The 17,740-nt window shown below is 66.8% G+C and carries 15 protein-coding genes and 3 pseudogenes; 8 read left to right on the top strand and 10 right to left on the bottom strand.

What is annotated here, in order from left to right; genetic code table 11:
* Positions 1-250 (top strand): annotated as a pseudogene (locus A5634_RS27605) (RNA polymerase sigma factor SigF); the annotation flags it as partial.
* On the opposite strand, the pseudogene A5634_RS19885 reads toward A5634_RS27605, so the two are convergent.
* Both A5634_RS19885 and A5634_RS19880 read right to left on the bottom strand, forming a co-directional pair.
* A pseudogene (locus A5634_RS19885) lies at positions 163-456 on the bottom strand (sigma factor); the annotation flags it as partial. The pseudogenes A5634_RS27605 and A5634_RS19885 overlap by 88 nt on opposite strands.
* 7 nt (positions 457-463) lie before the next feature.
* On the bottom strand, positions 464-901 hold the full coding sequence (locus tag A5634_RS19880; protein WP_065145741.1) for an ATP-binding protein: 438 nt from the start codon (positions 899-901) through the stop codon (positions 464-466).
* A gap of 131 nt (positions 902-1,032) precedes the next feature.
* Here A5634_RS19880 and A5634_RS30025 point away from each other — a divergent pair, with 131 nt between their 5' ends.
* Positions 1,033-1,161, top strand: a complete 129-nt coding sequence (locus A5634_RS30025) for a hypothetical protein (RefSeq protein WP_301337120.1) — start codon at positions 1,033-1,035, stop codon at positions 1,159-1,161.
* A gap of 119 nt (positions 1,162-1,280) precedes the next feature.
* Here the strand turns inward: A5634_RS30025 and usfY are convergent, their stop codons facing one another.
* Both usfY and A5634_RS19870 read right to left on the bottom strand, forming a co-directional pair.
* Positions 1,281-1,592, bottom strand: coding sequence for a protein UsfY (gene usfY, locus A5634_RS19875; protein WP_065145740.1), 312 nt, complete (start codon positions 1,590-1,592; stop codon positions 1,281-1,283).
* A gap of 113 nt (positions 1,593-1,705) precedes the next feature.
* Positions 1,706-2,089: a hypothetical protein gene (locus tag A5634_RS19870; RefSeq protein WP_065145739.1), complete on the bottom strand. Its 384-nt coding sequence runs from the start codon at positions 2,087-2,089 to the stop codon at positions 1,706-1,708.
* 222 nt (positions 2,090-2,311) lie between these two features.
* Between A5634_RS19870 and A5634_RS19865 the strand changes: the two genes are divergently transcribed.
* Genes A5634_RS19865 through nei2 form a run of 3 tightly spaced genes read left to right on the top strand, consistent with a single transcriptional unit; the run spans position 2,312 to position 8,303 of the window.
* The gene (locus tag A5634_RS19865) at positions 2,312-2,989 is read left to right on the top strand and encodes a TetR/AcrR family transcriptional regulator (protein WP_065145738.1); all 678 of its coding nucleotides are present in this window, start codon (positions 2,312-2,314) and stop codon (positions 2,987-2,989) included.
* 29 nt (positions 2,990-3,018) lie between these two features.
* Positions 3,019-7,545, top strand: a complete 4,527-nt coding sequence (locus tag A5634_RS19860; RefSeq protein WP_065145737.1) for an ATP-dependent helicase — start codon at positions 3,019-3,021, stop codon at positions 7,543-7,545.
* A 2-nt stretch (positions 7,546-7,547) separates the two neighbouring features.
* Entirely contained in the window at positions 7,548-8,303 is a 756-nt protein-coding gene (nei2, locus tag A5634_RS19855) for an endonuclease VIII Nei2 (RefSeq protein WP_065145736.1), read from the top strand.
* A 5-nt stretch (positions 8,304-8,308) separates the two neighbouring features.
* Here the strand turns inward: nei2 and A5634_RS19850 are convergent, their stop codons facing one another.
* The 3 genes from A5634_RS19850 to pstS all read right to left on the bottom strand — a co-directional run bounded on the left by A5634_RS19850 (position 8,309) and on the right by pstS (position 11,691).
* On the bottom strand, positions 8,309-9,226 hold the full coding sequence (locus A5634_RS19850; protein ID WP_065145735.1) for an extracellular catalytic domain type 1 short-chain-length polyhydroxyalkanoate depolymerase: 918 nt from the start codon (positions 9,224-9,226) through the stop codon (positions 8,309-8,311).
* Between the two features lie 56 nt (positions 9,227-9,282).
* A complete protein-coding gene (locus tag A5634_RS19845; protein ID WP_065145734.1) occupies positions 9,283-10,488 on the bottom strand; it encodes a PPE family protein in 1,206 nt (401 codons plus the stop codon).
* A 96-nt stretch (positions 10,489-10,584) separates the two neighbouring features.
* Positions 10,585-11,691: a phosphate ABC transporter substrate-binding protein PstS gene (pstS, locus tag A5634_RS19840; protein ID WP_065145733.1), complete on the bottom strand. Its 1,107-nt coding sequence runs from the start codon at positions 11,689-11,691 to the stop codon at positions 10,585-10,587.
* A 258-nt stretch (positions 11,692-11,949) separates the two neighbouring features.
* Here pstS and A5634_RS19835 point away from each other — a divergent pair, with 258 nt between their 5' ends.
* Positions 11,950-12,300 carry a DUF732 domain-containing protein gene (locus tag A5634_RS19835; RefSeq protein ID WP_065145732.1) on the top strand — a complete coding sequence of 117 codons (351 nt, stop codon included), beginning with the start codon at positions 11,950-11,952 and terminating at the stop codon, positions 12,298-12,300.
* A gap of 86 nt (positions 12,301-12,386) precedes the next feature.
* Positions 12,387-12,599, top strand: coding sequence for a hypothetical protein (locus tag A5634_RS19830; protein ID WP_065145731.1), 213 nt, complete (start codon positions 12,387-12,389; stop codon positions 12,597-12,599).
* On the opposite strand, the gene A5634_RS19825 is transcribed toward A5634_RS19830, so the two are convergent.
* The 3 genes and pseudogenes from A5634_RS19825 to A5634_RS19815 all read right to left on the bottom strand — a co-directional run bounded on the left by A5634_RS19825 (position 12,596) and on the right by A5634_RS19815 (position 16,704).
* The gene (locus A5634_RS19825) at positions 12,596-13,459 is read right to left on the bottom strand and encodes a pseudouridine synthase (protein WP_437339993.1); all 864 of its coding nucleotides are present in this window, start codon (positions 13,457-13,459) and stop codon (positions 12,596-12,598) included. The two genes, A5634_RS19830 and A5634_RS19825, sit on opposite strands and share 4 nt — an antisense overlap.
* On the bottom strand, positions 13,456-15,213 hold the full coding sequence (locus A5634_RS19820) for a glycerol-3-phosphate dehydrogenase/oxidase (RefSeq protein ID WP_065145729.1): 1,758 nt from the start codon (positions 15,211-15,213) through the stop codon (positions 13,456-13,458). Before A5634_RS19820 ends, A5634_RS19825 begins: the two co-directional genes overlap by 4 nt.
* Before the next feature lie 16 nt (positions 15,214-15,229).
* Positions 15,230-16,704: pseudogene (locus tag A5634_RS19815) on the bottom strand (NAD(P)H-quinone dehydrogenase).
* Positions 16,705-17,220: 516 nt separating this feature from the next.
* Between A5634_RS19815 and A5634_RS19810 the strand changes: the two are divergent.
* Entirely contained in the window at positions 17,221-17,700 is a 480-nt protein-coding gene (locus tag A5634_RS19810) for a gamma-glutamylcyclotransferase (RefSeq protein ID WP_065145653.1), read from the top strand.
* Positions 17,701-17,740: the final 40 nt, after the last annotated feature.

Here is a 17,740-nt window from a genome sequence, read left to right as displayed (position 1 = left end):
CTACGATGGACTGGTCAACGCTGTCGTCCGCTTCGACGTCGAAACCGGTTCGGATTTCGTCTCTTTCGCGGTGCCCACCATCATGGGTGAAGTCCGTCGCCACTTCCGGGACAACAGTTGGTCGGTCAAGGTCCCGCGCCGGCTCAAGGAACTGCACCTGCGGCTGGGCACCGCGAAAGAGACGAAATCCGAACCGGTTTCGACGTCGAAGCGGACGACAGCGTTGACCAGTCCAACCCGCGCTACCTGAATCAGGTCATCGCGGGGCTCGCCGCGCCCCTCGAATCGCCGTGCGATGTGGTCGGCCAGCGGCAGGCAGCGCTCAACGATCTTGTCCTGGTGGCGCTGGAACTCCGCGGAACCACCAGCAAAAGTTGCCAGTTCGCGGAACATGTCCGGGACATCGGCGTATTCGTTAGGTCGCGTATTGGAACCGCCGGCAGTTTGCTCAGTCAACTGGCCGTCACTTACTAGGGGCCGCCCGTCGCGCCGTCAACGAAATGCCGAAGACACTGCCCGTTGCATCGGGCTCGCGACCGTCATGGAATGTCTGGACGTCGTCGGCCAGCGAAGTCAGAACATGCCAACTGAAACTGCCTGGTGCCACAACGTCGTGGGTGTCACAGGCCGCGGATGCCTCGACCACCAGTTCGTCATCCCGGGGATCGACCACCAGGCACAGCGTGGCGCCTGGTGTGGCAGAGCGGATCAGTCGGGTACACGCCTCGTCGACCGCCAACCGCAAGTCCGCGACGGCGTCGAAATCCAGGTCCTCGAAGGTGCCGATGGCACCAACCAGGGTGCGCAGCATCGCCAGGTTTTCTAGGCGCGCAGCAACGTTGAGTTCGACGGCGCGGAAACCGCGTTGGCGCCCGTCAGTGCGTTGATCCGCATCGGTCATTTGGCCTCCCGGCAATATTCGACCGACACTACCCCTGGCAGCGCTTTGGGCCGCGGGGCCAGTTTGCGGGCCGCCGTGGACCAGGGGGTCGAGCCGGTTGGTCATGATCGCCACCGGATATTCAACCAGTAGTGGGCGAGGCAGACGGGACCGACACCGACCGCCCGCGACGACGCAAGCGCGTACTGGTGATCGCCGGGGTGTTGCGGGTCGAGTTGATCGTGGTTGCAGTAGGGGTGTGGGTCCCCATGATGGGGTAACCACGCTGACGCAACAGTGCCGGTACTCATCATGGTCTAGAGCAGATACCCAATCGTCCCCGCTGGTAAAACTCAGCCGAGCGGGATTTCCGATGTGATTTTCGCGGCGTTTGGCCGCGCTATCCGGCCAGCCGTTGCCGGGTGACCTCGGGGTGCTCGGCGTACCAGCGGTCGGCGATTCGGCGGATCCGCGCATGCTCGACGAGCAGCCATACAGCACCGACCAACGAGGTGATGGCCGCGACGACGCCGCAGGCGACACCCTGCGAGTAATGGCCGGTGGCGAAGGCTGCCAGAGACCCGACGGCACCGATGACTCCGGCCACCACCAAGAAGTACCCGGGCCACTGCATGACGTCGATCAGCGATTCACCGGCAAGTGGCCGCGTCGTCCGTAGATGGTCGACTGGGTCACGATATGTGTCACCCATGGCTTGCCTCCTCGATCCGTGCTCGATGCCCCTCAACCAGGCACTACAACCACGGTAGAACTCCAGGCATGCAGATGGGGAGGGCGTAAACCCAATATCTTTGGCCGGAGTACTCAGAGTGCGAATGTTGGGCCCGCGATCAGCGGGAAGCTCATCGAAAGCGTCAACAGCATCAGCGTCAGCAAGAACCAGCCAGCTCCGTGCCAACCCCACCACGTACCCTCTTCACGCCACACGCGATAGGTACGCACGAAGGCCCACACGCCGGCGATCAGCAGAATCAACGGGCCGCCGAACCCCAGCATGGTCCGCTCGGGCGCGCCGCAGGCCACGGTGTCGCTGCTTGTTCCCCCGCACGTACTCACCCACAAGGCGGCCATCACCACGAAGCCGAACCCGGCAGCGGTGGCCAATAGTGCGAACCGGGCGGCGGCGTGGACCTGCTTGTCATCCTGACCCACGTGATCGCCGCGGAATCTCTCGTCTGCCTTTTGCATCGGAGCACCTCACATCTTGCGCCGCGCCCGCTAACACGTGGTGTTTGACGCGTCAGCGGTTTTACCTTCTCTACCCATCAATGCTGCAGGTCAAACCGGTTGCGGTCCAGCTCACAACGCTGCAGCGGCCGGCGAGACAACTGCCGTGAGCGCAGACGTGAAGGTCGGCTAAACGATCCGGCCTAGCGGAACACTTATCCGCCATGAGTAATATCTGTCCTTATGGCGACAGCCAGAAGGCGGTTATCCCCTGAGGATCGACGCGCCGAACTGCTCGCTCTGGGGGCGGAAGTCTTCGGTAAGCGACCCTACGACGAGGTGCGGATCGACGAAATCGCCGAGCGTGCCGGGGTATCGCGTGCACTGATGTACCACTACTTCCCGGACAAGCGAGCGTTCTTCGCCGCGGTGGTCAAGGACGAGGCGGATCGCCTGTACGCGTCGACCAACATCGAACCCGCTCCGGGCATGACCATGTTCGAAGAGATCCGGATGGGCGTGCTGGCCTACATGGCCTACCACGAGCAAAACCCGGAGGCCGCGTGGGCCGCATACGTGGGGCTGGGCCGTTCCGATCCGGTTCTGCTGGGCATCGACGACGAAGCCAAGAACCGCCAGATGGAACACGTCATGAACCGCATCGGCGAAGTGGTGGGCGGGATTCCAGGCAGCAGCCCGCTGGATCCGGAGGTCGAGCGCGATCTGCGGGTGATCATCAACGGCTGGTTGGCTTTCACCTTCGAAACGTGCCGCCAGCGGATCATGGACCAGAGCCTGGAAGCCGACCGGCTGGCCGATGCGTGCGCACACACGCTGCTGGACGGGATTGCCCGGGTGCCCGAGATTCCGCCGGAGCTGGCCGAGGCGATGGCAACGGCGCGCTTCAAGCCACAGGTCTAGTTGTCAGTGCCTCTTGGCACGATGGCTAGGTGAGCACTTCCCCGCCGGATGCACTGCGTCGGTTCAGCACGGTCACCAGCGACTGGTTCGCTAGCACCTTTGCCGCACCCACCGCCGCGCAGGCTGCGGCCTGGGCGGCCATCGCCAACGGCGACAACACTTTGGTTATCGCACCTACCGGCTCGGGTAAGACGCTGGCCGCATTCCTCTGGGCGCTGGACAGTCTCGCCGCCGCCCCGGACCGGCCGGCCGGTACCCGTGTGCTATACGTCTCCCCGCTCAAGGCGCTGGCGGTGGACGTCGAGCGCAACCTGCGCACCCCGCTGGCCGGCTTGACCCGTCTGGCCGCCGCCCGCGGACTGGCGCCTCCCGAGATCAGCGTCGGCGTGCGCTCCGGTGACACCCCGCCCGCACAGCGCCGTCAGCTCATCAGTCGACCGCCCGACGTGCTGATCACCACGCCTGAGTCGCTGTTTCTAATGCTGACGTCGGCTGCGCGCGAAACCTTGGCCGGCGTGCAAACCGTCATCGTCGACGAGATCCACGCCATCGCCGCGACCAAGCGCGGTGCGCATCTGGCGCTGTCGTTGGAACGGCTGGACAGTCTGCGCGAAGGGCCGCCGGCGCAGCGCATCGGCCTGTCGGCCACCGTGCGTCCGCCCGAAGAGTTGGCCCGGTTCCTCTCGGGCGCGGCTCAGACAACTATTGTGGCTCCGCCGTCTGCCAAGAACTTCGAGCTGTCCGTGCAGGTGCCGGTTCCCGACATGGCCAATCTGGCCAACAATTCCATCTGGCCGGACGTCGAGGCCCGCCTCGTCGATCTGATCGAGGCGCATAACTCGACGATCGTTTTCGCCAACTCGCGGCGGCTAGCCGAGCGACTTACCGCGCGACTCAATGAGATTCACGCGGAACGTACCGGAGTCGAGCTGCCCGGCTCCGGCAATCCGCAGGTGGCCGGCGGCGCACCTGCCTACGTGATGGCCAGCGGACAGTCATTCGGCGCTCCGGCGTTGCTGGCCCGCGCCCACCACGGGTCGGTCAGCAAGGAACAGCGCGCCATCGTCGAAGAAGATCTCAAAAGCGGGCAACTCAAAGCCGTGGTGGCCACGTCAAGCCTCGAGCTCGGCATCGACATGGGCGCGGTCGACCTGGTGATCCAGGTCGAGGCGCCGCCGTCGGTGGCCAGCGGGCTGCAACGAATCGGGCGAGCCGGACATCAAGTCGGCGAAGTATCGCGCGGGGTCCTGTTCCCCAAACACCGCACCGATCTGATCGGCTGCGCGGTCAGCGTGCAGCGCATGCTCACCGGCCAGATCGAGAGCATGCGGGTGCCGGCCAACCCGCTTGACATCCTGGCTCAGCACACCGTGGCAGCGGCCGCGCTCGAGCCGATCGACGCTGACCGCTGGTTCGACACCGTGCGGCGCAGTGCTCCGTTTGCGACGCTGCCGCGCAACGTGTTCGAGGCCACTCTGGATCTGCTGTCCGGCAAGTACCCGTCGACCGAGTTCGCCGAGCTGCGGCCGCGGCTGGTCTACGACCGCGACAACGGAACGCTCACCGCGCGGCCCGGTGCACAGCGGCTGGCGGTCACTTCCGGCGGCGCCATCCCTGACCGTGGGTTGTTCACCGTCTACCTCGCCACCGACTCAGAGAAGCCGTCCCGGGTGGGTGAGCTCGACGAAGAGATGGTCTACGAGTCGCGTCCCGGCGATGTCATCTCGCTCGGCGCCACCAGCTGGCGCATCGTCGAGATCACACACGACCGGGTGTTGGTAGTTCCCGCCCCGGGTCAACCGGCCCGGTTGCCATTCTGGCGCGGCGACGACGTGGGCCGCCCCGCGGAATTAGGTGCGGCGTTGGGCGCACTCACCGCGGAGCTGGCCGGCATGAGCCGTGGCGCTTTCGACAAGCGTTGTGCCGGTTGGGGTTTCGACGCTTATGCGACAGATAATCTGTGGCTGCTGCTGGACGAGCAGCGCTCCGCCACCGGAGTGGTGCCATCTGATGCCACCCTGCTGGTAGAGCGGTTTCGCGACGAGTTGGGCGACTGGCGGATCGTCCTGCACTCGCCCTACGGGCTGCAGGTGCACGGGCCACTCGCCCTGGTTGTCGGGCGACGGCTGCGTGAACGCTACGGGCTCGACGAGAAACCGACCGCCTCCGACGACGGCATCGTGGTGCGGCTGCCCGATACCGGGGAAGCGCCGCCGGGCGCCGAGCTGTTCGTCTTCGATGCCGACGAAATCGATCCGATCGTCACCGCGGAAGTGAGCGACTCGGCATTGTTCGCGTCGCGCTTCCGGGAGGCGGCCGCCCGCGCGCTGCTGCTGCCGCGCCGTCACCCCGGCCGTCGGTCGCCGCTGTGGCAGCAGCGCCAGCGCGCCGCCCAGCTGTTGGAAGTGGCGCGTAAGTACCCGGATTTTCCGATCGTGCTGGAAACGATCCGCGAATGCCTGCAGGACGTGTACGACGTCCCGAGGCTGAGCAACCTGATGGCGCAGATCGCCCAGCGAAAGGTCCGGGTGCTTGAAGTGGAAACCACCCGGCCGTCGCCGTTTGCGGCGTCGCTGCTGTTCGGTTACGTCGGCGCGTTCATGTACGAGGGCGACGTCCCGTTGGCCGAGCGACGCGCCGCCGCCCTGTCGCTGGACAGCACGCTGCTGGCCGAGTTGCTGGGTCGGGTCGAATTGCGCGAGCTGCTCGACCCCGAGGTCATTGCCGGCACCGGGCGACAGTTGCAGCACTTGTCCGAAGACCGCGCCGCACGAGACGCCGAAGGCGTGGCCGATCTGCTGCGGCTGCTGGGTCCGCTGACCGAGGACGAGGTTGCCGCCCGTGCGACGGCTTCCGACGTGGGCGGCTGGCTGGAAGGGTTGCGTGCCGCCCGACGCGCACTGACCGTATCGTTCGCCGGACGCAGCTGGTGGGTGGCCGTCGAGGACATCGGGCGGCTGCGCGACGGCGTCGGGGCCGCGGTCCCGGTGGGCCTGCCGGTCGCGTTCACCGAAGCGGTGGCCGACCCCTTGGGAGAACTGCTCGGCCGCTTCGCCCGCACCCACACGCCGTTTACCACTGCCGAGGCCGCCGCACGCTTCGGGCTGGGATTGCGGGTGACCGCAGACGTCCTGGGCCGGCTGGCCGCCGACGGTCGGCTGGTGCGCGGTGAGTTCGTCGCTACGGAGCAGACCGGCGCGGCCGGATCCGAGCAGTGGTGTGACACCGACGTGCTGCGCATCCTGCGGCGGCGATCGCTGGCCGCATTGCGAGCGCAAGTCGAGCCGGTCAGCACCGCCGCCTACGGGCGGTTCCTGCCGGCCTGGCATCAGGTGGGCAGCAGCGACACCGGAGTCGACCGGCTGGCCGGAGTGGTCGACCAGTTGGCCGGCGTGCGGATACCGGCTTCGGCGTTGGAAACGCTGGTGCTGGCGCCGCGGGTACGCGACTACTCCCCCGCCATGCTCGACGAGTTGCTGGCGACGGGCGAGGTCACCTGGTCTGGTGCCGGGTCGATCTCGGGCAGCGACGGTTGGGTGGCGCTGCATCACGCCGATTCCGCAGCGCTGACCTTGGCCGCACCGGCCGAAATCGAGTTCACCGACGTCCACCGCGCGATTCTGGACGCCTTGGCCGGCGGCGGCGCGTACTTCTTCCGCCAGCTGATCGGAGGCGAAGCGGAGTCGGACGCGAAAGCGGCGTTGTGGGAACTCGTGTGGGCCGGCTGGATCACCGGCGACACCTTCGCGCCGGTGCGCGCGCTGCTGGGCGGCAGCGCGGGCGGTCGCAAACGCTCGGCTCCGGCGCACCGGGCGCATCGCCCGCCGCGGCTGAGCCGCTATAGCGTCGCGCACGCGCAAACCCGCACCGCCGACCCGACCGTGTCCGGCCGTTGGTCGGCGCTGCCGCCACCGGAACCGGACTCCACGGTGCGCGCCCACTTCCAGGCCGAGTTGCTGTTGAACCGCCATGGGGTGTTGACGAAGGGCGCGGTGGCCGCCGAAGGCGTGCCGGGCGGGTTCGCCACGCTCTACAAGGTGTTGAGCGCGTTCGAGGACGCCGGTCGGTGCCAGCGCGGCTATTTCGTCGAATCGCTCGGAGGCGCCCAGTTCGCCGTTGCTTCTACAGTCGACCGGTTGCGCAGTTACCTCGACAGCGTCGATCCGCAGCGGCCCGACTATCGCGCGGTCGTACTCGCCGCGACTGACCCGGCCAACCCGTATGGCGCGGCCCTGCCCTGGCCCGGCTCGGACGCCGAGGGTGCGGGGCGGCCCGGTCGCAAAGCCGGTGCCCTCGTCGTGCTGGTGGACGGCGAATTGGCCTGGTTCTCCGAGCGCGGGGGGCGATCACTGCTGACCTTCACCGAGGATCCCGGCGCCGGCCAGGCCGCAGCTTCGGCGCTGGCCGATCTGGTCAGCTCCCGGCGGTTGGCATCGATCCTGGTCGAACGGGTCAACGGCTTATCGGTGTTGCAACCCGATGGTCCGAGCGCGGTCGTCGAGGCCTTGGTCGATGCCGGGTTCTCCCGCACGCCACGCGGATTGCGGCTGCGGTAGCCATGCCCGAAGGCGACACCGTATGGCACACCGCCGACACGCTGCGACGGCACTTGGTCGGGCGCACTCTGACGCGCTGCGATGTCCGGGTGCCGAAGTTTGCTACCGTCGACCTCACCGGACAGGCGGTGGACGAGGTGCTGAGCAGGGGCAAGCACCTGTTCATCAGGGTCGGCCCGGCCAGCATCCACTCACATCTGAAGATGGACGGCAGCTGGCGGGTTAGCAACCGGCCGGTAAGAGTGGACCACCGCGCACGAATCATCTTGGAAGCCAGCGAAATTCGCGCTGTCGGAGTCGACCTGGGCGTGCTGGAGATCCTCGAGCGCGAGCACGACGAAGCCGTCGTCGCACATTTGGGACCGGACCTACTCGGCGCGGACTGGGATCCGCAGGTGGCCGCCGCCAACCTCGTCGCCGACCCGGACCGTCCCATCGCCCAGGCTTTGCTCGACCAGCGGGTGATGGCCGGCGTCGGCAATGTGTACAGCAATGAACTGTGCTTCCTGAGCGGGCATCTGCCGACGGCACCGGTGCGCGCCATCGCCGATCCGCTGCGGTTGGTGTCGCGAGCCCGGGACATGTTGTGGGTCAACCGCTTTCGCTGGAACCGCTGCACCACCGGCGACACTCGAGCGGGGCGGCAGGTGTGGGTTTACGGCCGGGCCGGGCAGGCCTGTCGGCGCTGCGGAACTCCCATCGCTTATGACGGTGAGGCCGAGCGTGTGCAGTACTGGTGTCCCGCGTGCCAGCGCTGAACCGGTCAGTCGCGCGCGTGCGCCAGGAAGAACTGGGCGATCACCTGCGAGCCGTCGAACGCGCCGGTGGTGGTCCCGATGACGGCTTTGGGCAGGTATTGCTTGCCGCCCGGCCAGGTGTGTCCGCCCTTTTCGATCTTGTAGTGGACCACTTCGGTGCCCTCGGCGCAGTCCCGGGAATCGAACCGGCGCACCACGGTGCCGTCGCCGACCCGGGGCAGTTCCTCGGCCGTCGGCGTGCCCATACAACGGTCGATGGCCCGCCAGCGGTCGAGCAGGCTGTTCACCGAGATCGCATGGCTCAGCCCGCCGCGGCCTCGGACGTCGCCGCCGTTGTAGGGCACCACCGAATCGCCCGTGCCGTGCGCGTCGAGCACCGACACCGGCCGGGACGGGTTGCAGGCTACGTCGACGCCCAGCGTTCCGGACACCGGCGCGATGGCGGCGAAGACGTCGGCGCGGTCGCAGGCCAGGCGGTTGGACATGAAACCACCGTTGGACATGCCGGTGGCATAGACATGTCCGACCGGCACTTCGAAGTCGCCACGCAATTTGTTCACCAGGGCCACCAAAAAGCCGACGTCGTCGAGGCGTTTGCGGTCAGCCGGCGAGGCCCCGCGCCCGTCGGCCCAGCTCTTGTCGTAACCGTCGGGATACACCACCACCAGGCCGTTGGCGTCGGCGACCGAGTCGAAGTCGGACAAACCCCGCTGTCCGGCCCCGGTGCCGCCGCCACCGTGCAGGTTGAGCACCAGGCCGACCGGCGTAGTGGGCGGCACGTGCACCAGGTAGGTCCGGTTCAGGCCGCCGTAGGGAAACATTCCCGCCTGGTCCCGGGCACGCGCCGCTTGGACCTGACGCTCGTTGCACCCGACCAGACAGACCAGGAGAACGACCAGCGAGAGCAATCGTGCCCAAGGCATGCCGTCAAAAGTACCGATTGCACTTGCTCGGCCCGTCGTTGCGTCGGGCCGAACGCTCACCCGGCCGACGGCGGGCGGGTCATGAAAGTGCCTTTGAGCTCTAAGCCCATTGCCAGATCTTCGTACTTAGGCTCCTTGCGCTTGCGCCATCCGCTGCCGGCCGAAATCGGTGGTGCCATCAACGGCGGCAGCATCGGGAATCCGGCGCCCGCATCGCCGGCAGGCAACGGCGTTGCGGCCGACGCAAGCTGCACCGGCATGTGGGCGGCGGTCAACACTCCGGTCGCCGCGGGCGGTGCGGACAGGGTGCCCATCGGTACGGCGACACCCATCGCAGCGGACGGTTCGCTAGTCCCTAGGGCGCTGATTGCGTTGGTCAGGCTCGCCGCGGAAGCGCCCAGCGCCGATTCGCCCTCCGAGAGCCCTTCGGCGATGTCGGGGGCCACCGACTGCAGGGCCTGGGCGGAGGTGAACTGGGCAAAGTAGCTGAGCATGTTGATCGGAAAACCCGACGAGATGAACTGGTTGGCGTAGGTATTGGCCAGCCCAAACCACCCCTGGTTCGGGTCAAAGGTGACGCCAAGTGCCTGCAGTATGCCGTCGGCCGGTGACACCGGCGGAGCAATGGCTTCGGCGGGCGCCGCGGCGGCCGCGTTGGCCAAAGCCGAGGTGGTGGTCGTGGACGCGGACAGCGCGGACGCCGTGTGCACGGCCTCAGCTTGTGCCGCAGGCCCCTCCGGGGTGGTGATCAACGGCGGAGACGCGAACACGGGCAGCTCGAGAGCCTGAGCGGATGCCGCCTGATAGCGATACATCGCCGCCGAGTTGCTCACCCACATGCGTTCGTACTGCGCTTCGGTTTCCGCGATAGCCGCCACGTTCTTGCCCAAGCCGTTGGTGGCCAGCAGTTGGGCCAGCTGGATCCGGTTGGCGCTGACCACTGAGGGATGCACCACCGCCGACAGCGTGGTGCCGAACGCGCCGGCCGCAATCTGCGCCGAGGAGGCCAACCGCAGGCACTGCTGTGCGGTGCCGCCGATCCAGGTGAGGTATGTTGCTACGGCCTCGATCATGGCCGTCGACGCCGGACCGTTCCAGGACTCCGCGACCGACGCCAGCACCGGCCGGTACGCGCGCACCGACTCTTCGAGGTCGAAGCCGAGCCGCTGCCAGGCAGCAGAGGCCGCCACCAGCGACTCCGCGCCTGGTCCGGAGTGAATCAGCGCTGAGGTGACCTCAGGTGGCAAACCAATGAAATCCATGACATACACAATGTCAACTCAGGTAAATTTTTGTAAAACTTTGCGTGCACCGAGAAGGGAAATACCTCGGAACATTGCGCGTCGAGGACCCTCCGGTCATGAGACGGCGTCGACCGCGGCCACCAGGCGTCCCCGCAACCCGTCCGGAACGGGAACGTATCCGTGCTCGGCCAGATCAAGCTGACCGGTGCCAGACGCACTTTGCAGAAATGCCCGGACGGCCGCCCCCACCTGCGGGTCGGGATACTTCGAGCACACAATTTCATAGGTCGCCAACACGATTGGGTAGGCGCCGGGTTGGTTGGGCCGGTAGAACGAGATCGTGTCGAAGGCCAGGTCGTTGCCCTCCCTGGTGAACCACGCCGACGAAATCGTCTTGCCCACCGAATCGGCACCGATTGCGACCGGCTCCGGACCGGCCGACGTGACGACCTTGACCACGTTCAAGTGCTGGGCTTGGGCGAATGACCACTCCACATAGGTGATCGACCCTTCGCTGCCCTTGACTGCCGCGACGACGCCGGCGCTGCCCTGGGCACCCTGGCCGACCCCGTTGAACGTCTTCCCAGCACCTTTGCCCCACGCGCCATCCGAAGCCGTATCGAGATAGCGCTGGAAGTTGTCCGACGTACCCGACTCATCGCTTCTGAACACCACCCGAATGGCCTCGGCGGGTAGGGCGACACCGGGGTTGAGCGCCGCAATCGCGGGGTCGTTCCAACTGGTGATCGCGCCGTTGAACACCTTGGCCGCGGTCGGTCCGTCGAGGACCAGGGAATCGATACCGCCGATGTTGTAGGCCATGGCGATGGGGCCGAATACCATCGGCAGATTCCAGGCCGGCGAGCCGCACCGCTGCTGGGACCTGGCGTACTCGCTCTTGCTCAGCGGCGAATCCGATCCGCCGAAATCGGTTCTGCCGTCCAGGAATTCGTTGATTCCGGCACCGGAACCATTGGCCGTGTAATTCAGCGACTGCCCCGGGCATGCGTGTTCGAAAGCCTTGGTGAACCGGCTGACGGCGTTTTCCTGGGCCGTGGAACCGCTGGCCTTGAGGGTCGACCGGCCGCCGCAGGCAACCGCCGCCGACGGCGCCGTCGGCGAGGTCTTCGCACTCGTTGCAGTAGCACCGTTTTGACTACCACACGCCGACAACACCACGGCCAAGACGGTCAGTACGGCACCAAATCGGTTGAGAATCAATTCAATTCCTCGACGAATACGCAAGTGGACGGCGGCCAATGCTAACAAGCTTCACCCGCCGCCAGCCGCCCTCAACCGGGTTGGACGCAGCCAGATTTGAAAATTTCAGCTGCAGTTTCCGGCAGATTCACGCTGTTGAAAGTTGCCGCAAGCAACCTCACGCCACGGAAAGTTGTCACTTGCGGGTTTGTTACGTGCGATCATCGCTGGGGTAACCACTTGATTCCGTCGACTCTGGACCACGGGGAGGTTGTAGCGATGCCGATAAGCCAACGGCGCTCGACCAAATCCGTGCGCTATCTGGCCGGCCCGGTGCTGGCGGCGGCGTTGATCAGCCTCACCGAGGTGGCGACGGCCCCAGCCGCTCCCGCCGACGCGGTCGACGGCCAGTTCCTGAATGCGATCCAGTCCCATGGCATCAACTTCGCCTCACCGCAAGCCGCGATCCTGGCCGGTCACCAGGTCTGCAACGAACTCGACGGGGGACGGCCCAAAGCCGAGGTCGCCAGCGACGTGGCGGGCAGCAGCAATCTGGACGGCTACCACGCCGGCTACTTCGTCGGCGTGAGCATCGCCGCGTACTGCCCGAGGCACCACACAGCGTCATAACTCGTTACTGAGTCGTAACGCCCGGTCAACGTGAATCGACAGGTGCGCACATACACTTTCGACACACGTAGCCCCAGGAGCGATCAGTGATAGCGAAAGTGTTGTCAACCATTGCGATCGCGGCCAGTGTTGCGCTGGCGACCGCCAATCCCGCTGGCGCCGACCCCTCCGTCTTCGCCGTGCTCAGCTGCAGCTGCGACGCGGGCCCCAGCTTCTCGGTCGGGGACCCGACCGTGCGGCAACAAGTCGATGCAGGGATCGAGAACGGTCTGGCCGACCTGCAAAGTTTCTTGGACTAGAAACCGCGGCGACTGACGAACTCGCGCCGCGACCCGGTGAGCGGGTCATCGAACTCGATGCGCTGTGCCAGCAATTGCAACGGGGTGCTGAAATCGTCATCCGCGACCGCGATCACCTTGGGATACAACGGATCTCCGAAGATCGGCACACCGAGGGACGCCATGTGCACCCGCAGCTGGTGGGTACACCCGGTGCGCGGCGTGAGCCGGTAGACACCGTCGCTCGATGCCTGGTGAATCACCGTCTCCGCGTTAGGCGCCCCAGGGACGGTGACCGCCTGTAAGTTCCCGCGACGCTTGATGATTCGAGTGCGCACCACCCGAGGCAGCACAAGCTTGGGGTCCACGGCGGCCCGCGCCAGATAGCTCTTGCGTACTTCACCTCTGGCGAAAAGCGTTTGGTACCTACCCCGTAACTCGCGTCGGGTGGTGAACAGCAGCACCCCGGCGGTGAGACGGTCTAGCCGGTGGGCGGGGCTCAACTCGGGTAGACCAAGAGCGCAGCGCAACCGCACCAACGCCGTCTGCGCAACGTGGCGCCCCCGCGGCATAGTGGCCAGAAAGTGCGGCTTGTCGACGACGACGATGTCGTCGTCTTGATACAGCACCGGGATGTCGAACGGCACCGGCACCTCGTCGGGCAGATCCCGGTAGAGGTACACACTAGAGCCGGCCGGCAACACGGTGGCGTCGTCAACTACCGAGCCGTCTGCGGTAACAACCTCTCCCGCAAGGACTTTAGCCTCAGCCGACGCCCCGAACCTCGCGGCGAGCTCGGCCAGCACCAGTCCGCCGTGTAACCGCACCCGCACCGGTCCCAACGCGTCGCGAACCTGCAAGGGCGGGAGCGGCACGCTCAATTGAGCGGGACCGGCTCGAGGATCTCCGCGCGCGCCTCCGGTGCGTTGGCGCGCAGCTCGTCGGCTGAGACGTCGTCGGGTTGGGCCTGCGAAAGCACCTCGGCCTCCACCCGGGCCAGGTAATTGGCTACCTCGCGGTCGACGTCGGCAGCGCTCCAACCCAGCACCGGCGCAACCAGATCGGCCACCTCGCGGGCGCAGTCCACGCCCCGGTGCGAGTACTCGATGGAGATCCGCATCCGGCGGGCCAGGATGTCCTCCAAATGCAGCGCGCCCTCGGCCGCGGCGGCGTACACGGCTTCCACCTTGAGATACCCAGGCGCGTTCTTGATCGGGCCGAGCAGGTCAGGACGATCCGCGGCCAGTGCCAGCACGTCGTCCATCAGCGATCCGTAACGGTCCAGCAAATGGCGCACCCGATAGGGATGCAGTCCGACGCGCTCGCCGACGTGTTCGACCTGATTGATCAGCGCGAAGTAACCGTCCGCACCAAGCAGGTTGACCTTCTCGGTGATCGAAGGCGCCACCCGCGCCGGAACGAACTGCACCGCAGCATCAATCGCGTCAGCGGCCATTACCCGGTAGGTGGTGTACTTGCCCCCCGCAATGGCGACCAGCCCGGCCGCGGGCACCGCCACCGCATGCTCGCGGGACAGCTTGGATGTCTCCTCGCTCTCCCCGGCTAGCAACGGGCGCAACCCGGCATACACGCCGTCGATGTCGGAGTGCGTCAGTGGTGTTGCCAACACCTCGTTGACGGTGCTCAGGATGTAGTCGATGTCTGCCTTGGTGGCTGCCGGGTGGGCCAGGTCCAGGTTCCAGTCCGTGTCGGTGGTGCCGATGATCCAGTGGCTGCCCCACGGAATGATGAACATCACCGACTTCTCGGTGCGCAAGATCATCGCGACGTCGCTGACGATCCGATCGCGCGGCACCACCACGTGCACGCCTTTGGACGCGCGGACCTGGAAACGGCCGCGCTGCTTGGACAGCGCCTGGATCTCGTCGGTCCAGACCCCGGTCGCGTTGACCACGACATGGCCGCGCACCTCGGTGATTGCGCCGTCCTCGGAGTCCCGCACCCGCACGCCGGTGACCCGATCGCCCTCGCGCAGCAACGCCACCACTTGGGTAGAGGCCCGCACGACCGCGCCGTAGTGCGCGGCGGTGCGCGCGACCGTCATGGTGTGGCGGGCGTCGTCGACGACGGTGTCGTAATAACGGATGCCGCCGATCAACGCGCTGCGCTTGAGGCCCGGGCTCAACCTTAGGGCTCCCGCGCGCGTGAAATGCTTTTGCGCGGGAACGGATTTGGCGCCACCGAGCTGGTCGTAGAGAAAGATGCCCGCGGCCATGTAGGGACGTTCCCACCACCGCTTGGTCAGCGGGAACAGGAACGGAAGTGGCTTGACCAGATGCGGCGCCAGCGTTGTCAGCGACAGCTCGCGCTCGAAAAGGGCTTCACGCACCAACCCGAACTCGAGTTGCTCGAGATAGCGCAGCCCGCCGTGGAACATTTTCGACGAGCGGCTCGAGGTGCCCGACGCGAGGTCGCGGGCCTCCACGAGCGCCACTTTGAGCCCGCGAGTGGCCGCGTCGAGCGCGCACCCCGAGCCCACTACGCCCCCGCCGATGACCACCACGTCGAACTGCTCATCGCCCAGCCGTTCCCAGGCTTTGGCCCGTTGCTCAGGTCCCAGCGACCCGTCGGACCAAGTCTGCTCGCTCTCGGCTGCATTGCTCGGGTTGGTCACGACGACGGGCTCCTTGTCAGTTACTGGTCGGTTCGTTGCCCAACCAGGCTAGTTCGTCCGGCGGCTTTGTTCGTCGAGTTAGTCCAGATCGTCGTGCGCCATCAGTCGGCGGGCGGCCTCGGTGATCGAACCGGACAACGAGGGGTAAACGGCGAGTGTCTGGGCCAACTCGTTGACGGTGATGCGGTTGGTCACGGCCACCGCGATAGGCAGGATCAGCTCGGAGGCGATCGGCGCCACCACCACGCCGCCGATCACCACACCGGTGGATTTGCGGCAGAAGATCTTGACGAAACCCTGCCGCAACCCAGACATTTTGGCCCGCGCGTTGGTGTGCAGCGGCAGCATGATGGTCCGCGCGCTGAACTCGCCGTCGTCGATCGCTGATTGCGGTACCCCGACGGCGGCGATCTCGGGCCGGGTGAATACCGTCGCCGCCACCGTGCGCAACCGGATCGGGTTAACACCCTCGCCCAGCGCGTGGTACATCGCGATCCGGCCTTGCATGGCCGCGACGGAGGCCAAGAGCAGCAGTCCAGTGCAGTCGCCGGCCGCGTAGATGCCAGGCACCGACGTGCGCGAAACCCGGTCCACCTTGAGATAGTCGCCGGGGCCCAGATCGATACCGACCCGCTCCAGGCCGAGTCCGCTGGTGTTGGGGATCGACCCGATTGTCATCAGGGCGTGGCTGCCTTCGACGGTGCGGCCGTCGGTCATCGTCACCAGGACGCCGTTGTCGGTGCGGGTGACGGATTCGGCGCGCGCGTTCTTGAACAACTTCACGCCGCGCTCGGCGAACGACTCTTCCAGCACCGCCGCCGCGTCGGCGTCCTCGTAGGGCAACACCCGGTCGCGGCTGGCCGCCACGGTCACCGGCACCCCCAACTCGGTGTAGGCGTGCACGAACTCGGCGCCGGTGACGCCCGAGCCCACCACGATCAGGTGCTCCGGCAGCTCCTTGAGATCGTAGAGCTGACGCCAGGTGAGAATCCGCTCGCCGTCGGGCTGGGCCGACGGCAGGATTCGGGGGCAGGCGCCGGTGGCGATCAGCACCACGTCGGCGTCGTGCTCGGTGACGCTGCCGTCCGGCGCAGTCGCCTTCACCCGGTGCCGCGCCAGCCCCGGCGCCGGGTCTCTCAACTCGCCGCGGCCGGTGACCAGCTGCACACCGACGCTACGCAGCTGGTCGGCAATGTCGGCCGACTGCTCGGAGGCGAGATTGCGTACCCGGTCATGGATCTGCGGCAGGTCGATCTTGGCGTCGTCGATATCGATCTCGAAGCCCAGCCGGGGGGCGCGCCGCAACTCGGTGCGCAGCCAAGTGGACGCGATGAACGTCTTGGACGGCACGCAGTCGTCCAACACGGCCGCGCCACCAACACCATCGGAGTCGATGATCGTTACTTCGACGTCGGGGCGAGAGTTTGCGGCCACCAGGGCCGCTTCGTATCCGGCCGGGCCTCCACCGAGGATCACGATGCGGGTCACCACGCCCCTAACCTAGCCCGACGACGATGCCGCCGCTGCGCGGCGGAGGAGGAGTCGGGCCATCCAACCTAGCCCGACGACGATGCCGCCGCTGCGCGGCGGAGGAGGAGTCGGGCCATCCAACCTAGCCCGACGACGATGCCGCCGCTGCGCGGCGGAGGAGGAGTCGGGCCATCCAACCTAGCCCGACGACGATGCCGCCGCTGCGCGGCGGAGGAGGAGTCGGGCCATCCAACCTAGCCCGACGACGATGCCGCCGCTGCGCGGCGGAGGAGGAGTCGGGCCATCCAACCTAGCCCGACGACGATGCCGCCGCTGCGCGGCGGAGGAGGAGTCGGGCCATCCAACCTAGCCCGACGACGATGCCGCCGCTGCGCGGCGGAGGAGGAGTCGGGCCATCCAACCTAGCCCGACGACGATGCCGCCGCTGCGCGGCGGAGGAGTCGGGCCATCCAACCTAGCCCGACGACGATGCCGCCGCGCAACGGCGAACCTCGACATGCCGTCTAAGATTTCCCCGTGCCGCTCTACGCCGCTTACGGATCGAACATGCATCCCGAGCAGATGCTCAAGCGTGCACCGCACTCACCGATGGCCGGAACCGGCTGGTTGCCGGGGTGGCGGCTGACATTCGGCGGTGAGGACTTCGGCTGGGAGGGTGCGCTGGCCACAGTGGTCGAAGACCCGGGTTCGCGGGTCTTCGTGGTGCTCTATGACATGACGCCCGCCGACGAGATGAACCTGGACCGGTGGGAGGGCTCCGAGTTCGGCGTGCACAAGAAGATCCGCTGCCGGGTGCAGCGCGAGGCGTCGGACACCGATATCGACCCGGTGCTGGCGTGGCTGTACGTGCTGGATGCCTGGGAGGGCGGCCTGCCGTCCGCCCGCTACCTGGGCGTGATGGCCGATGCCGCCGAGATTGCCGGTGCGCCAGCCGATTACGTGCACGATCTGCGCACCCGCCCGGCCCGCAACATCGGCCCAGGTACCGGCCCCTAGCCTGTCCCCGTTCTGACCGCGAGCGCGCGTGTCTGCACAG

It is taken from the genome of Mycobacterium asiaticum (assembly GCF_001673365.1).
Taxonomy (GTDB): Bacteria; Actinomycetota; Actinomycetes; order Mycobacteriales; family Mycobacteriaceae; genus Mycobacterium; species Mycobacterium asiaticum_A.
This window is presented reverse-complemented; position numbering and strand designations above follow the sequence as displayed.

Coding starts and splice junctions, on each gene's coding strand:
- A5634_RS19880 (WP_065145741.1), bottom strand. CDS start 901: ATGACCGATGCGGATCAACGCACTGACGGGCGCCAACGCGGTTTCCGC.
- usfY (WP_065145740.1), bottom strand. CDS start 1,592: ATGGGTGACACATATCGTGACCCAGTCGACCATCTACGGACGACGCGG.
- A5634_RS19870 (WP_065145739.1), bottom strand. CDS start 2,089: ATGCAAAAGGCAGACGAGAGATTCCGCGGCGATCACGTGGGTCAGGAT.
- A5634_RS19865 (WP_065145738.1), top strand. CDS start 2,312: ATGGCGACAGCCAGAAGGCGGTTATCCCCTGAGGATCGACGCGCCGAA.
- nei2 (WP_065145736.1), top strand. CDS start 7,548: ATGCCCGAAGGCGACACCGTATGGCACACCGCCGACACGCTGCGACGG.
- A5634_RS19850 (WP_065145735.1), bottom strand. CDS start 9,226: ATGCCTTGGGCACGATTGCTCTCGCTGGTCGTTCTCCTGGTCTGTCTG.
- A5634_RS19845 (WP_065145734.1), bottom strand. CDS start 10,488: ATGGATTTCATTGGTTTGCCACCTGAGGTCACCTCAGCGCTGATTCAC.
- A5634_RS19835 (WP_065145732.1), top strand. CDS start 11,950: ATGCCGATAAGCCAACGGCGCTCGACCAAATCCGTGCGCTATCTGGCC.